A 14,672-nucleotide genomic window follows, 5' to 3' on the forward strand; every position below is an offset into this window, starting at 1 on the left:
ATTTGCAAATGCATCCATGCAGGCAAGCGCATGGAGCTGCGGTCGGCCCGCGGAAATCCCGAAGCCGCACGGACGCTGGCCGCAGCTAGAATGCGCCGGTCAGGAGAGAGTGCCCGCCCGGCCGCAATGGTCACAGGCAGCGGCACCGCCGAAGGCGCAGGGTTCGTCCCGAACGCTCAGGCAAAAGGACTGGCACCGCCTGCCGCCACGGCCGCAGGCGTTCCTAGCTGGAGAGAGATGCAGGGCACGGCGGTGTGCCCCATCCACCGAAGGAGCAAGCCCCACGCATGGAAGGTGCGGGTGAATCTCTCAGGTAAAGCGGACAGCAGGGCAGCACATCCCGGAGGACCGGGATGGCGTTATGCCTTGTTCCTTGCCTGAAAGAGAGCCCTCCTTGTCCGCTGCCTCCACCACCGATCTGCTCAAGACCCCGCTGTTCGACCTGCACCAGGAACTGGGCGCGCGCATGGTGCCGTTTGCCGGCTACTCCATGCCCGTGCAATACCCGCAGGGGCTGATGGCCGAGCATCTGCACACGCGCGAGGCGGCAGGCCTGTTCGATGTCTCGCACATGGGCCAGATCAGCGTGCGCGGTGCCGACGCCGGGGCCGCGCTGGAGTCGCTGATGCCCATGGACGTGCTGGGCCTGGGCGAACACCGCCAGCGCTACGGCCTGCTGCTCAACGACGCGGGCGGCATTCTGGACGACCTGATGTTCGTGCGCCGCGAGGACGACCTGTTCCTGATCGTCAACGGCGCCTGCAAGCATGAAGACCTGGCGCACATCCAGGCCCGCATCGGCCAGCGCTGCGAAATCGAGCCCCAGTTCGACCGGGGCCTGCTGGCGCTGCAGGGCCCGCAGGCCGCAGCCGCGATGGAGCGCCTGCTGCCGGATACGGCCGGCCTGGTGTTCATGACAGGCGGCCACTTCGACTGGGAGGGGGCCGAGCTGTACATCACGCGCAGCGGCTACACCGGCGAGGACGGCTTCGAGATCTCCCTGCCCCCCAGCCACGCCGAGGCCTTTGCCCGTGCCCTGCTGGCCCAGCCCGAAGTCAGGCCCGTGGGCCTGGGCGCGCGCAATTCGCTGCGCCTGGAAGCCGGCCTGTGCCTGTACGGCAACGATCTGGACACGACCACCACCCCGGCCGAGGCCGCCCTGAACTGGGCCGTGCAGAAGGTCCGCCGCATCGGGGGCGAGCGCGAAGGCGGCTTTCCCGGCGCAGCCACCGTGCTGGCCCAGCTGCAGTCGCCCGAGCTGCTCACGCGCAAGCGCGTGGGCCTGGTGGCCCTGGAGCGCGTGCCCGTGCGCGAAGGCACGGAACTGCTGGATGCCGGCGGCCGCAAGGTCGGCCAGGTCACCAGCGGCCTGCTGTCGCCCACGCTGAACCAGCCCGTGGCACTGGCCTATGTGGAGCCGGGCAGCGCCGCCATCGGCACCACGCTGCAGGCCATGGTGCGCGGCAAGGCCGTGCCCATGCAGGTGCAGGCCACGCCCTTCGTGGCGCCCCGCTATCACCGCGGTTGAGGACAGCCTGCGCGCTTGGCGTGGATCGAGTTCGGCGGATTCGTTTTTCCTGCCATCGCATGCCGCTACAGTGCGCACTGACCTTTCTCAAACCGCCTTTCACAGGTTTCTTTTCAGTTTCTATCGGAGCAAGCCATGAGCATCCAGTATTCCAAGGACCACGAGTGGATCAACGCCGCCAACCCTGACGCGGCCATCGTCGGCATCACCCTCCACGCGCAGGACGCGCTGGGCGACGTGGTGTTCGTCGACCTGCCCGCCGTGGGCACCAGCTTCAACCAGGGCGATGTGGCCGGCGTGGTCGAGTCCGTCAAGGCCGCCGCCGATGTCTACATGCCCGTCAGCGGCGAGATCGTCGAAGTCAACGAGGCCCTGCGCGACGACCCCTCCCTGGCCAACAGCGACCCGCTGGGCGAAGGCTGGTTCTTCAAGGTCAAGCTCAGCGACGCAGGCCAGCTGGCCGCGCTGCTTGACGAAGCCGCCTACACGGCCTTTGCCCAGAGCAACTGACGCCACTTTCCGGCCAGGACGGGCGCCAGGGCCCGCCCTGGCGCTTTTCAGCTTTTGAGACAGGTCCCTCCATGCTGATGTCCTCCACCCAGCCCCTTGCCGCCCTCGAGAACGCCACCGAATTCGTGGCCCGCCATATCGGCATCGCGCCCGAAGACGAGGCCCACATGCTCAGCGCCATCGGCGCGGCATCGCGCGATGCGCTGATCGACGCCATCGTCCCGCCCTCCATCCGGCGCCACCAGCCCATGGCGCTGCCGCCAGCGGCCACCGAGGCCCAGGCGCTGGCCGAACTCAAGGCGCTGGCAGGCCGCAACCAGCTGCTCAAAAGCTTCATCGGCCAGGGCTACTACGGCACGCACACGCCCGGCGTCATCCTGCGCAACATTCTCGAGAACCCCGCCTGGTACACGGCCTACACGCCCTACCAGGCCGAGATCTCGCAAGGCCGCATGGAGGCCCTGGTCAACTTCCAGACCATGGTCTGCGACCTGACGGCCATGCCGATTGCCAACGCCTCCATGCTGGACGAGGCCACGGCGGCCGCCGAGGCCATGACGCTGGCCAAGCGCTCCGTCAAAAGCAAGAGCAACCGTTTCGTGGTGGCCGGCGATGCCCACCCCCAGACCATCGAGGTGATACAGACGCGCGCCGCGCCGCTGGGCATTGAGGTGCTGCTGGCCAACTCGCTGGAGGAATGGAACCAGCTGATGGAGGGCGACTACTTCGCCGTGCTGGCCCAGTACCCTGCCACCAGCGGCCGCATCGACGATCTGCGCGCCGACGTGGACAAGGCCCATGGCAAGCAGGCCGCCTTCATCGTGGCCACCGACCTGCTGGCGCTGACCCTGATCACGCCGCCCGGCGAATGGGGTGCCGACATCGTGGTGGGCACCACCCAGCGCTTTGGCATGCCCATGGGCGCCGGCGGCCCGCACGCCGCCTTCATGGCCTGCCGCGACGAGTTCAAGCGCTCCCTGCCCGGCCGCCTGGTCGGCGTGAGCGTGGACGTGCACGGCAAGCCCGCCTACCGCCTGGCACTGCAGACGCGCGAGCAGCACATCCGCCGCGAAAAGGCCACCTCCAACATCTGCACGGCCCAGGTGCTGCCCGCCGTGGTGGCCAGCATGTACGCCGTCTACCACGGCCCCGAGGGCCTGGAGCGCATCGCCCGCCGCGTGGCCTCGTACACGGCCATCATGGCGCGCGGCCTGGCCGAGCTGGGCGCGCCGCTGCGCGAGGTGCCCAGCTTCGACACGCTGAGCCTGCACACGGGCGCGGCCACCCAGGCCATCGTGGAGCGTGCCGTGTCCCTGGGCGCCAACCTGCGCGTGTACTTCAAGGAATACCTGTGCATCTCGCTGGACGAGACCACCACGCGCGCCGATGTCGAGCTGCTGTGGAAGATCTTCGCCCGGGACGGCCAGGCCCTGCCCAGCTTCACCGCCTTCGAAAAGGGCGCGGAGCCGCTGATTCCCGACGGCCTGCGCCGCAGCAGCGCCTTCCTCACGCACCCGGTGTTCAACACCCACCGCTCCGAGACCGCCATGCTGCGCTACATCCGCCAGCTGTCGGACAAGGACCTGGCGCTGGACCGCAGCATGATCCCGCTGGGCTCCTGCACCATGAAGCTCAACGCCACCAGCGAGATGATTCCCATCACCTGGCCCGAATTCGCCCAGGTGCACCCCTTTGCCCCGGCCGACCAGCAGCAGGGCTATGCGGAACTGGACAAGCAGCTGCGCGACTGGCTGTGCCAGGCCACGGGCTACGCCGGCATCAGCCTGCAGCCCAATGCCGGCAGCCAGGGCGAGTACGCGGGCCTGCTGGCCATCAAGGGCTGGCATGCGAGCCGGGGCCAGTCGCACCGCAACGTCTGCCTGATTCCCAGCAGCGCCCACGGCACCAACCCCGCCAGCGCGCAGATGGTGGGCATGCAGGTGGTGGTCACCGCCTGCGACGCCAACGGCAACGTCGACATGGCGGACCTGGCGGCCAAGTGCGAGCAGCACAGTGCCAACCTGGCCTGCATCATGATCACCTACCCCAGCACGCACGGCGTGTTCGAGACCCAGGTCAAGGAGCTGTGCAAGCTGGTGCATGACCACGGCGGCCGCGTCTACGTGGACGGCGCCAACATGAACGCCCTGGTGGGCCTGGCCGCGCCGGGCAGCTTCGGCGGCGATGTCAGCCACCTGAACCTGCACAAGACCTTCTGCATCCCGCACGGCGGCGGCGGCCCGGGCGTGGGCCCCGTCTGCGTGGTCGAGGATCTCGTGCCCTTCCTGCCCGGCCATGCCACCACGGGCCTTGCGGGCGGCACGGGCGCGATCAGTGCCGCGCCGCTGGGCAATGCGGCCGTGCTGCCCATCAGCTGGATGTACATCCGCATGATGGGCGCCCAGGGCCTGACCCTGGCCACCGAGACCGCCATCCTCAGCGCCAACTACATCAGCGCCCGGCTGCGCGACCACTACCCCACGCTGTACGCGGGCGAGCACGGCCATGTGGCGCACGAGTGCATCCTGGACCTGCGCCAGTTCAAGGAAAGCACGGGCGTCATGGCCGAGGACGTGGCCAAGCGCCTGATCGACTACGGCTTCCATGCGCCCACGCTGTCCTTCCCCGTGCCCAACACGCTGATGGTGGAGCCCACCGAAAGCGAAAGCCTGTACGAGCTGGACCGCTTCGTGGACGCCATGATCGCCATCCGCGAGGAAATCCGCGCCATCGAGCAGGGCCGCCTGCCCCAGGACGACAACCCGCTCAAGAACGCGCCGCACACGGCCGAGACCCTGCTGGCTTCGGAATGGACCCACCCGTACAGCCGCGAGGCCGCCGCCTACCCCGTGGCTGCCCTGCGCCAGTCCAAGTACTGGTGTCCCGTGGGCCGGGTGGACAACGTCTACGGCGACCGCAACCTCTACTGCAGCTGCATCCCGGTCGACGCTTACCTGAGCTGAAGCACCTGCCACCCAAAGGGGCGCTTGTGGCGCCCCGGCCGGCGCGCGTACACTGCGGCCCTGCCCGCGCCGGGCCCCGGTCCATCTGCCGGGCGCCAGGCGCGGGCAACCAGGATTTGTGCGGCAGATGCCGCTTTCCCCAGCGCCAGCACGCGATGAGCAGCCAAGACCCTTCCGACCAGCCTCGCGACGACGAGCACCTGCCCCTGCATGCCTTGCTGGCGCCCGGCGCCGACCTGCCCCCCGTCGAACGTTTCCCCTCCTTCCAGCCCGAAGACGATCCGCTGCAGGCCCTGGTCGCCGAGCTGCGCAACTACCAGCGCGAGCTGGAGATCCAGAACCGCGTGCTGGACTACAGCCAGGCCGTGGCCGAAAGCGCCTCCGAGCGCTTCGAAGCCCTGTTTGCCAGCATTCCCCTGCCCCTGCTGGTGGTGGACGAGCACGACATGGTGGTGCAGGCCAACGCCATGGCGCACAGCGCCTTCCAGCCCACCGAGCATGACCGGCTGCTGGTCAATTTCGCGCCCTTCGTGCACCCTGACGACGCCGAGCGCGTGCGCGAGACCTTCGTTGCGGCACGCGAGCTGGGCCGCACCGAGGCCCACGAGGTCTGCTTCGACATCACCGAGCAGCACCAGCTGCGCGCCGACCTGCATGTGGCCTGCATCGCCATCCCGCAGCAAAGCGGCCCGCCCATTGCGCAGTACCTGTGCGCCGTGGTCGACCAGGGTCCGCTGCTGGCCGAGCGCCTGGCGCTGCAGCAGCGCAACCACCAGCTGTTCCTGAGCGAGCGGCGGCTCGAATCGGTCATCAACTCGGCCCTGGACGCCATCATCTGCCTGGACCACGAGCAGCGCATCACCGTCTTCAATCCCACGGCTGCCGCCCTGTTTCTGTGTCCGCCGCACGACGCGCTGGGCAGTCCGCTGGAGCGTTTCCTGCCCGATGCGGCCCAGGCCCTGTCCTTTGCGCCGCTGACCACGCAGGCCGTGCTGGGCGAGATGACGGCACGCACGGCCAGCGGCCGCGAAATCCCGGTCGAGGTCAGCGTCTCCTTCGAGCACCACAGCGGCGGCGAGACCACCACCGTGTTCGCGCGCGACCTCACCAGCCGCAAGAAGGCCGAGGCCCAGCGCAACGAGCTGGAAGAGCAGCTGCGCGAATCGCACAAGATGCAGGCCCTGGGCACCATGGCCGGCGGCATTGCCCACGACTTCAACAACATCGTGGGCGCCATCCTGGGCAATGTGGAGCTGGCCAAGGCCGACTGCGGCGGCAATGCCGCAGCCATCGAAAGCCTGCAGGAGATCGAAAAGGCCGGCCGCCGCGCGCGCGATCTGGTGCGCCAGATCCTGACGTTCAGCCGCAATGAACCGCCGCAGCGCAAGCCCGTGCAGGCGCGCGAGGTCATGGGCGACACGGCGCGGCTGCTGCGCGTGACCCTGCCGCCCGCAGTGGAGCTGCAGGTGCACGTGCCGCCGCAGATGCCGCCCATGCTGGCCGACGCCATGCAGGTGGAGCAGGCCCTTTTCAACCTGTGCACCAATGCCATGCACGCTTTGGGCGAGCGGCGCGGCCTGATCCAGATGGATGCCGACCTGGTGCGCCCGGACCAGCGCCTGTGCGAACGCCTGGGCCTGCCGCCCGTCAGCTATGTGGCGCTGTCGGTGCAGGACAACGGCCCCGGCATGGACGCACGCACGCTGCAGCGCATCTTCGAGCCCTTCTTCACCACCAAGCCCGTGGGCCAGGGAACGGGCCTGGGTCTGCCCGTGGTGCACGGCGTCATGCGCAACCACGGCGGCGCCGTGGACGTGTACAGCATCCCCGGCCAGGGCAGCCGCTTCACGCTGTACTTTCCTCCGGCCGACCCCCTGACGCCGGCCGACTCTGCACCGGCCGAGCCCCCCGCCTCCCAGGCGCTGCCCAGCGCACCCGAGCCCCTGGCGGCCGCGGAAACCCCGACCGGCCCGCAGTTCGCCCTGCTGCCCGACCCGCAGGCCGCGCAGCAGCATGTGATGTACGTGGACGATGACCAGGCCCTGGTCTTTCTGGTGCAGCGCCTGCTGCGCCGGCGCGGCTACCAGGTCAGCGGCTTCACCGATCCGCACGAGGCCATCGAGGCGCTGCGCGCCGCGCCCCAGGACTGCGACCTGCTGGTCACCGACTACAACATGCCCGGCTACAGCGGCATCGACCTGGTGCATGAGGCCCTGTCCATCCAGCCGCAGCTGCCCATCGCGCTGGCTTCGGGCTACATCACCACCGAGATCGAGCAGGCCGCATTGGCTGCAGGCGCCAGGGCCCTGGTCCACAAGCCCAACGACGTGGAAGAGCTGTGCGCCACGGTGCACAGGCTGCTGAATGAGCGGGGAACGGCTTGACCCCTGAGCAACGCGATGGCGGCGCCAGTGCAGGTGGCGGCGCAGGCGTCATTTGCCTGCACGAGGATGCCGAACTGCTGGTGCTGGACAAGCCCAGCGGCCTGCTGTGCGTGCCCGGGCGCGGCCCAGACAAGCAGGACTGCCTGAGCGCCCGCGCCCTGCAGCGCTGGCCCGATGCGCTGGTCGTGCACCGGCTGGACCAGGCCACCTCGGGCCTGGTGATCATGGCGCGCAGCCTGGCCAGCCAGCGCCTGCTGAGCGAGGCCTTTGCGCAGCGCCGCGTGCACAAGCGCTATGTGGCCGTGGTGGCAGGCAGCCCCGCCGCGCGGCAAGCCGGCGCATGGCAGAGCATCGACCTGCCGATTGCAGCCGACTGGGAGCGGCGCCCGCTGCGCATCATCGATGCCGTGCAGGGCAAGCCCAGCCAGACCCTGTGGCGCGCCCTGCCAAGCGCGCAAGCCACCGAAGTCCGGGATGCAATCACCACGCGGGTGCAGCTGCAGCCCGTGACGGGGCGCACCCACCAGCTGCGCGTGCACATGGCCGCGCTGGGCCATCCCATCCTGGGCGATGCGCTCTATGCCGATGCCGCCGTGCAGGCGCTGTCGCCGCGCCTGCTGCTGCATGCGCAGCTGCTGGAGCTGGCGCATCCCCTGTCTGGCGAGACGCTGCGTTTCGAATCCGCCGCGCCGTTCTGATCCATCGCAGGAACACGCAAATCATCGCCACCGCGTACGTTGCTGCAATGCAACATTCAGCGTACGTGTTTCCCCTTCTTGCAGTTGGTCATATTGACTTCATGAAGCACCGTCAGGGTGCATCGTCGGCATCAGCCGTTTTCTTCGGCCAAAACAGCCCCCGCCCGACGGCGCAGGCCGCGATGGGAGCCTTAGCGAAAAGCCTGTTGCCGCGCCAGCCCCGGGATACCCTGTTGCCATTGGTAACCAGGCGATTAACCTGTGCTTCTTTGCGCGGCTAGCCCCTACAGGAGCCACCGCGTTTTTCAGAACGCTTTACCCAAAGTTGAAGGAAGTACTCATGAGCATTCCGTTCCGCATGCACACCGTCGTCGCCGCCCTGGGTTTGGCTGGCGCCGCCCTGTTCTCCACAGCGCATGCGCAAATCAAGATCGCCATGGTGGTTCCCACCACCGGCCCGCTGACGCAGTACGGCGACATGGTCAAGGAAGGCGTGAACACCGCCGTGGAAATGGCCAATGCGGCCGGCGGCGTCAACGGCAAGAAGATCGAGCTGGTGTCCGTCGATGACGCCTGCGAACCCAAGCAAGGTCCCGTGGCCGCCAACCGCGTGGTCAACGCCAAGATCGGCTACGTGATCGGCCCCGTCTGCTCGGGCGCATCGATTGCCGCAGCCCCGATCTACAACAACGAAGGCGTGGTCGTGGTGACCCCCTCGGCGACGTCCCCCGCCCTGACCGACGGCAAGAACTACCACTTCATCTTCCGCACCATCGGCCGCGATGACCAGCAGGGCCCGGCCGCCGCCAAGTTCATCCTGGAAAAGGCCAAGCCCAAGAAGGTTGCCGTGCTGCACGACAAGCAGTCGTATGGCCAGGGCATTGCATCCTCCGTGCGCGACGACCTGAAGAAGGCCGGCGTGGAAGTGGCCCTGTTCGAAGGCATCAACGCCGGCGACAGCGACTACTCCGCCGTCATCACCAAGCTCAAGAGCGCCGGCGTGGACTTCATCTACTACGGTGGCTACCACCCCGAAATGGGCCTGCTGCTGCGCCAGGCTTCCGAGCAGGGCCTGAAGGTCCGCATGATGGGCCCCGAAGGCGTGGGCAACCCCGAAGTCAACGCCATCGCCGGCAACGCCGTCGAAGGCATGCTGGTGACCCTGCCCGCAGACTTCTCGGCCAACCCCAAGAACGCCGCCGTGGTCAAGGCCTTCAAGGACAAGAAGCGCAATCCTTCGGGCGCCTTCCAGCTGACCGCATTTGCCGCCACGCAAGTGCTGCTGGACAGCATCAAGGCCGTGGGCGACAGCCCCGCCAAGGTGGCTGACCACCTGCACAAGTCCAACTTCGAGACCGTTCTGGGCTCGGTGGGCTGGAACAAGCAGGGCGACCTGAAGTCCTTCGACTTCCAGGTGTTTGAATGGCACAAGGACGGCAGCAAGTCGGTCGCTGCCAAGTAATCCCCCTCCGTCTGACTGACCGGGGCACGCATTCGGCGTGTCCCGGTCGTCTGCATCCTGGCCTTTTAGGCCTTTTCCTGTTTTGGGGCGGCATTACACCATGTCAGAACTCTTACCTCAGCTGATACAGCAGCTGTTCAACGGACTGTCCCTGGGCGCCATCTATGCCCTGATCGCCATCGGCTACACGATGGTCTACGGCATCATCGGGATGATCAACTTCGCCCACGGCGACATCTACATGATCGGGGCCTACATCGGCCTGGTCACGCTGTCGGCCATAGGCACGCAAAGCGGCCTGCCGGTGTGGGCCATCATCGGCCTGATGCTGGTGGTCTCGGTCTTCGTCACCGGCGTCTATGGCCTGGTGGTGGAGCAGGTGGCCTACAAGCCGCTGCGCCGCAGTCCCCGCCTGGTGGCCCTGATCTCGGCCATCGGCATGTCCATCTTCCTGCAGAACTGGGTGGCCCTGGGCCAGGGTGCGCGCGACATGGCCGTGCCCTCGCTGCTGCCGGGCGCGCTGCGCTTCGGTGCCGAAGGCGGCTTCGAGATCTATGTGCCCTACTCGCGCATCCTGATCATCGTGGTGGCCATCGTGCTCATGGTGCTGCTGACGCTGTACATCCGCCACTCGCGCATGGGCCGCGCCTCGCGCGCCTGCGCCCAGGACATGCACATGGCCAGCCTGCTGGGCATCGACACCAACCGCGTGATCTCGTTCACCTTCGTGCTGGGCGCCATGCTGGCGGCCGTGGGCGGGGTGCTGATCGCGCTGGCCGTGGGCAAGCTCAACCCGTTCATCGGCTTTCTGGCCGGCATCAAGGCCTTCACGGCCGCGGTGCTGGGCGGCATCGGCTCCATCCCCGGCGCCATGCTTGGCGGCGTGCTGCTGGGCGTGGCCGAAACCTTTGCGGCAGCCTACATCTCGTCCGAGTACAAGGACATCGTGGCCTTCGGCCTGCTGGTGCTGATCCTGCTGTTCCGCCCCACGGGCCTGCTGGGCAAACCTGAAGTGGAGAAGGTCTGATGAAAACCAAACCCACTTTGAACCTGCGCGACGCCCTGATCGCCACGGTGATGACGGCCGTGGTCGTCACGCCCATCTTCGGCCTGCACCTGGAACGCGCCGGCACCCGCACCATCATCAACCCCGACTGGACGGTGGTGGCCTGGGCCTGCGCCCTGGTCTTCCTGGTGCAGCTGCTGCGCCCGCTGATCGCGGCGAAGATGCCCAAGGTCTCGCTGCCCTCGCTGCCGCAGGCGCGCCCCAGCCACCGCAACGGCCTGATGCTGGCGGCCCTGCTGATCGCCGTGTCCTGGCCCTTCTTTGCGGGCCGCAACGCGGTGGACATCGCCACGCTGGCCATGATCTACGTGATGCTGGGCCTGGGCCTGAACATCGTCGTGGGCTTTGCCGGCCTGCTGGACCTGGGCTTCGTGGGCTTCTACGCCGTGGGCGCCTACACCTATGCGCTGCTCTTCCACTGGGCCGGCTGGTCCTTCTGGGAAGCGCTGCCGCTGGCCGGTGCCGCTGCCGCGATGTTCGGCTTCGTGCTGGGCTTTCCGGTGCTGCGGCTGCGCGGTGACTACCTGGCCATCGTGACCCTGGGCTTTGGCGAGATCATCCGCCTGCTGCTGGTCAACCTGACCAGCATCACGGGCGGGCCGGACGGCATCTCCAGCATCCCCAAGCCGACGGTGCTGGGCCTGGAGATGACGCGCACCCCCTCCACCGAGGGCGGCACGACGTTCCACCAGTTCCTGGGGCTGGAGTTCAGCTCGCTGCACATGGTGATCTTCCTGTACCTGATGGCGCTGCTGCTGGCCGTGGTCACGCTGTGGATCTCCAACCGCCTGGTGCGCATGCCCATAGGCCGCGCCTGGGAGGCACTGCGCGAGGACGAGATCGCCTGCCGCTCGCTGGGCCTGAACCCCATGAAGATCAAGCTGTCGGCCTTCACGCTGGGCGCCATGTTCGCCGGCTTCGGCGGCGCCTTCTTCGCGGCGCGCCAGGGCATCGTCAACCCCGAGTCCTTCACCTTCATCGAGTCGGCGCTGATCCTGTCCATCGTGGTGCTGGGCGGCATGGGCTCGCAGCTGGGCGTGATCATCGCAGCCATCTTGCTGACGGTGCTGCCCGAGCTGGCGCGCGAGTTCTCCGAGTACCGCATGCTGATCTTCGGCCTGGTGATGGTGCTGATGATGGTCTGGCGCCCGCAGGGCCTGCTGCCCATGCGCCGTCGCCATGTGGAGGTGCGCTCATGAGGCATGCCGACACCATGATTTTTGGGACAACAGATAGCAGCAAGGGCCGGCAATGAGCGAGTATTTGCTAGAAGTCAAAGACCTGTGCATGCGCTTCGGAGGCCTGCTGGCCGTGGACCACGTGGGCTTCAACGTGCGTCCGCAGGAAGTGTTTGCCATCATCGGCCCCAACGGCGCCGGCAAGACCACGGTGTTCAACTGCATCAGCGGTTTCTACCAGCCCAGCAGCGGCTCCATCGCGCTGGACGGCAGCGCCATCGAGGGGCGCAGCAGCCACCACGTGGCCAACCACGGCGTGGTGCGCACCTTCCAGAACGTGCGCCTGTTCAAGTCCATGACGGTGCTGGAAAACCTGCTGGTGGCACAGCACCGCCGCTCCGGCGTCAACCTGCTGTCGGGCCTGTTCAACACGGCGGGCTACCGCCGCAGCGAAGAGGAAAAGATCGAGAGCGCCCTGCACTGGCTGGACGTGATGGGCCTGCGCGAGTTCGTCAACCGCGAGGCCGGCAACCTGGCCTACGGCCACCAGCGCCGCCTGGAGATCGCGCGCTGCATGATCACCAAGCCGCGCGTGCTCATGCTTGACGAACCCGCCGCCGGCCTGAACCCGCAGGAGAAAAAGGACCTGCAGGGCCTGATCGACCAGCTGCGCCGCCAGTACGGCATTGCCGTGCTGCTGATCGAGCACGACATGGGCCTGGTCATGGGCGTGTCCGAGCGCATTCTGGTCATGGAGTACGGCAAGCCCATCGCCATGGGCCTGCCGGATGCCATTCGCAACGATGAACGGGTCATCAAGGCCTATCTGGGAGAAGCCTGATGCCTGCCATGCTGCAACTGGAGAACATCTCCACCCACTACGGCGCCATCTGCGCGGTCGACAGCGTCAGCCTGCACGTCAACCAGGGCGAGATCGTCTCGCTGATCGGCTCCAACGGCGCCGGCAAGACCTCGCTGCTGATGACGGTGTGCGGCAACCCGCGCGCCAGCTCGGGCCGCATCTCGTTCGAGGGCGAGGACATCACCCAGCTTCCTTCGCACCACATCATGCGCAAGGGCATTGCGGTCTCGCCAGAAGGGCGGCGCATCTTCTCGGACCTCACGGTCACCGACAACCTGAAGATGGGCGGATTCTTCCTGGACAAGCCGCAGATCGAGGCCGGCATCGAACATGTGTTCGGCCTCTTCCCGCGCCTGCGCGAGCGCGCCCACCAGCGCGCCGGCACCATGTCGGGCGGCGAGCAGCAGATGCTGGCCATCGGCCGCGCGCTGATGAGCAAGCCCCGCCTGCTGCTGCTGGACGAACCCACGCTGGGCCTGGCGCCGCTGATCATTGCGCAGATCTTCGAGATCATCCAGACCATCCGCGCCGCTGGCGTCACGGTCTTCCTGGTCGAGCAGAACGCCAACCGCGCCCTGCAGATCGCCGACCGCGGCTATGTGCTGGAGACCGGCAAGGTGGTGCTGGAGGACACCGGCGCCAACCTGCTGACCAACGACGCCGTGCGCCGCGCCTACCTGGGCGCCTGAGCGCCTGCGCGCCCGGCAAAACGCCGGCAATACTGCACGCCGGCACTGAACGGAGGCCCGCCATTCGGCGGGCCTTTTCATTTCAGAGCCCGCGAGACCTCACACCAGGCCGCGCTGCTTGAGCAACGCCCAATGCGCATCCGGCAGACGGGCCTTCATGGCCTTCAAGGGATCGACCTCGCCCGTGTTGTCGGCAAAGGCCACCACGAAATCATCGGTCACGGGCAGGCCCGCCTGCCTGACCATGCTCTCCAGCAAGGGCAGCATGTGCCTGAGCACCCGCATGGCCGAGGCATTGCTTTGCTTCATCTCCATCAACTGGCCATGCAGCAGGCAGGCTTCGCCTAGCGCCTCGTCGGAGAACCAGTGCTCATCGGCCTCGCCCATGCCGCGTATCTCGTCCGGCGCCCACAGGTAATACGGAATCTCTTCACCACGCTCCAGCACCGCGCGCCGATAGGATTCGCGCCCCCAGACCAGAAAAGGCGGCCAGGCTGCAGTCAGGTCCTCATGCGTGTAGCAAAGCAAAAGACCGTAGAGCGGTTCGCCGCGTGGGATCTGCTGCAAGGCCGTGGCCAGTGACTGCTCCAGCAGCTGCTGCACACGCGCCTCGACGGTCTTCAGCGTCTCGCCCCTGGGCAGGCGCAGGTAGAGCAGCCTGTCGGCACCCGGCTCGGGCTGGCCCTGGGTGTCCAGGTATTGAAGGTGGATGCGATCCAGAACGCCGTCCGCGCCATGCACGAACACATGCCGCGTGAGCCAGGGCTTCTCACGGGTTTCCCAGTTCCGGGTCACGCTGCACTGCAGTTGCCGGCCGTCGTACTCATAACGGCTGTCCATGCCACGGTAGCCAAGGTGCATGTGATGGGCGACCAGCCGCCCCTCCTCGTAGCGGCTTTGGCTGACGGAATCGATGCTGCCGCCTCCATGCCACGACACGGTTGTGCGCTGGCCGGGCGTGTACAGGCATACCTGCTCGCGCGCGTTGGACCGGCATTCGATGACGATACGGCCCTGGGCATCAAAGCCGTGGTGCACATGCTTTTGCGGGTCTGCCCGCCCATCGCTGAGCCAGCGTGCGGCAGGGCCGCCGAACAGCTCACGGGCATAGGGTTCGTCAAAGCTCATGGAGTCGGACGCCCAGCGCCAGCTTGCGACCTGGCTGCGGATCTCGGCCCTCAATCGCTCCGAGGCCTCGGCACCGCTGAATTTCGAATACAGGGCCTGGATTTCTGAAGGGGAATTCATGTTCAAGCGAGATGCATGCGCGCGGAAAAAACCATTCTTGCATGGCGCTCCAATCCCGCTGCCGCGATTCTGGAAGTGGTCTGG

General features: G+C 67.2%; 11 protein-coding genes and 2 riboswitches. Of the genes, 10 read left to right on the forward strand and 1 reads right to left on the reverse strand.

Annotated elements, in window-relative coordinates:
- Window positions 1–90 precede the first annotated feature (90 nt).
- Window positions 91–202: riboswitch (glycine riboswitch) on the forward strand.
- A gap of 15 nt (window positions 203–217) precedes the next feature.
- Window positions 218–336: riboswitch (glycine riboswitch) on the forward strand.
- Window positions 337–361: 25 nt separating this feature from the next.
- The 10 genes from gcvT to ACF8LI_RS11150 all read left to right on the forward strand — a co-directional run bounded on the left by gcvT (window position 362) and on the right by ACF8LI_RS11150 (window position 13,340).
- The gene (gcvT, locus tag ACF8LI_RS11105) at window positions 362–1,528 is read left to right on the forward strand and encodes a glycine cleavage system aminomethyltransferase GcvT (RefSeq protein WP_392412683.1); all 1,167 of its coding nucleotides are present in this window, start codon (window positions 362–364) and stop codon (window positions 1,526–1,528) included.
- Window positions 1,529–1,663: 135 nt separating this feature from the next.
- Window positions 1,664–2,038, forward strand: a complete 375-nt coding sequence (gene gcvH, locus ACF8LI_RS11110) for a glycine cleavage system protein GcvH (protein ID WP_012206130.1) — start codon at window positions 1,664–1,666, stop codon at window positions 2,036–2,038.
- A gap of 71 nt (window positions 2,039–2,109) precedes the next feature.
- Window positions 2,110–5,001, forward strand: a complete 2,892-nt coding sequence (gene gcvP / locus ACF8LI_RS11115; protein ID WP_392412685.1) for an aminomethyl-transferring glycine dehydrogenase — start codon at window positions 2,110–2,112, stop codon at window positions 4,999–5,001.
- 155 nt (window positions 5,002–5,156) lie between these two features.
- Complete coding sequence (locus tag ACF8LI_RS11120; protein WP_047216907.1) at window positions 5,157–7,385, forward strand: PAS domain-containing sensor histidine kinase; 2,229 nt, start codon at window positions 5,157–5,159, stop codon at window positions 7,383–7,385.
- On the forward strand, window positions 7,382–8,083 hold the full coding sequence (locus tag ACF8LI_RS11125) for an RluA family pseudouridine synthase (RefSeq protein ID WP_047216906.1): 702 nt from the start codon (window positions 7,382–7,384) through the stop codon (window positions 8,081–8,083). The genes ACF8LI_RS11120 and ACF8LI_RS11125 overlap by 4 nt, the downstream gene beginning before the upstream one ends.
- 340 nt (window positions 8,084–8,423) lie before the next feature.
- Window positions 8,424–9,545, forward strand: a complete 1,122-nt coding sequence (locus ACF8LI_RS11130) for a branched-chain amino acid ABC transporter substrate-binding protein (protein WP_016446333.1) — start codon at window positions 8,424–8,426, stop codon at window positions 9,543–9,545.
- A 100-nt stretch (window positions 9,546–9,645) separates the two neighbouring features.
- Entirely contained in the window at window positions 9,646–10,572 is a 927-nt protein-coding gene (gene livH, locus ACF8LI_RS11135; RefSeq protein WP_016446334.1) for a high-affinity branched-chain amino acid ABC transporter permease LivH, read from the forward strand.
- Window positions 10,572–11,810 carry a high-affinity branched-chain amino acid ABC transporter permease LivM gene (locus tag ACF8LI_RS11140; protein ID WP_016451503.1) on the forward strand — a complete coding sequence of 413 codons (1,239 nt, stop codon included), beginning with the start codon at window positions 10,572–10,574 and terminating at the stop codon, window positions 11,808–11,810. The genes livH and ACF8LI_RS11140 overlap by 1 nt, the downstream gene beginning before the upstream one ends.
- A 52-nt stretch (window positions 11,811–11,862) precedes the next feature.
- Window positions 11,863–12,630: a high-affinity branched-chain amino acid ABC transporter ATP-binding protein LivG gene (gene livG, locus ACF8LI_RS11145; protein ID WP_016446336.1), complete on the forward strand. Its 768-nt coding sequence runs from the start codon at window positions 11,863–11,865 to the stop codon at window positions 12,628–12,630.
- A gap of 8 nt (window positions 12,631–12,638) precedes the next feature.
- Window positions 12,639–13,340 (forward strand): ABC transporter ATP-binding protein, encoded by a 702-nt coding sequence (locus tag ACF8LI_RS11150; protein ID WP_026062223.1) that lies wholly within the window; start codon window positions 12,639–12,641, stop codon window positions 13,338–13,340.
- Between the two features lie 99 nt (window positions 13,341–13,439).
- Here the strand turns inward: ACF8LI_RS11150 and ACF8LI_RS11155 are convergent, their stop codons facing one another.
- Window positions 13,440–14,588, reverse strand: a complete 1,149-nt coding sequence (locus ACF8LI_RS11155; RefSeq protein WP_016446338.1) for a hypothetical protein — start codon at window positions 14,586–14,588, stop codon at window positions 13,440–13,442.
- Window positions 14,589–14,672 lie beyond the last annotated feature (84 nt).

The organism is Delftia sp. WSY_12 (genome assembly GCF_043104645.1).
Classification (GTDB): Bacteria; Pseudomonadota; Gammaproteobacteria; order Burkholderiales; family Burkholderiaceae_C; genus Comamonas; species Comamonas tsuruhatensis.

What these genes read in the sequence shown, in the direction of transcription:
- ACF8LI_RS11155 (WP_016446338.1), bottom strand. Translation starts at nt 14,588, where the DNA reads ATGAATTCCCCTTCAGAAATCCAGGCCCTGTATTCGAAATTCAGCGGT.
- ACF8LI_RS11130 (WP_016446333.1), top strand. Translation starts at nt 8,424, where the DNA reads ATGAGCATTCCGTTCCGCATGCACACCGTCGTCGCCGCCCTGGGTTTG.
- livH (WP_016446334.1), top strand. Translation starts at nt 9,646, where the DNA reads ATGTCAGAACTCTTACCTCAGCTGATACAGCAGCTGTTCAACGGACTG.
- gcvP (WP_392412685.1), top strand. Translation starts at nt 2,110, where the DNA reads ATGCTGATGTCCTCCACCCAGCCCCTTGCCGCCCTCGAGAACGCCACC.
- gcvH (WP_012206130.1), top strand. Translation starts at nt 1,664, where the DNA reads ATGAGCATCCAGTATTCCAAGGACCACGAGTGGATCAACGCCGCCAAC.
- livG (WP_016446336.1), top strand. Translation starts at nt 11,863, where the DNA reads ATGAGCGAGTATTTGCTAGAAGTCAAAGACCTGTGCATGCGCTTCGGA.
- gcvT (WP_392412683.1), top strand. Translation starts at nt 362, where the DNA reads ATGCCTTGTTCCTTGCCTGAAAGAGAGCCCTCCTTGTCCGCTGCCTCC.
- ACF8LI_RS11150 (WP_026062223.1), top strand. Translation starts at nt 12,639, where the DNA reads ATGCTGCAACTGGAGAACATCTCCACCCACTACGGCGCCATCTGCGCG.
- ACF8LI_RS11140 (WP_016451503.1), top strand. Translation starts at nt 10,572, where the DNA reads ATGAAAACCAAACCCACTTTGAACCTGCGCGACGCCCTGATCGCCACG.
- ACF8LI_RS11120 (WP_047216907.1), top strand. Translation starts at nt 5,157, where the DNA reads ATGAGCAGCCAAGACCCTTCCGACCAGCCTCGCGACGACGAGCACCTG.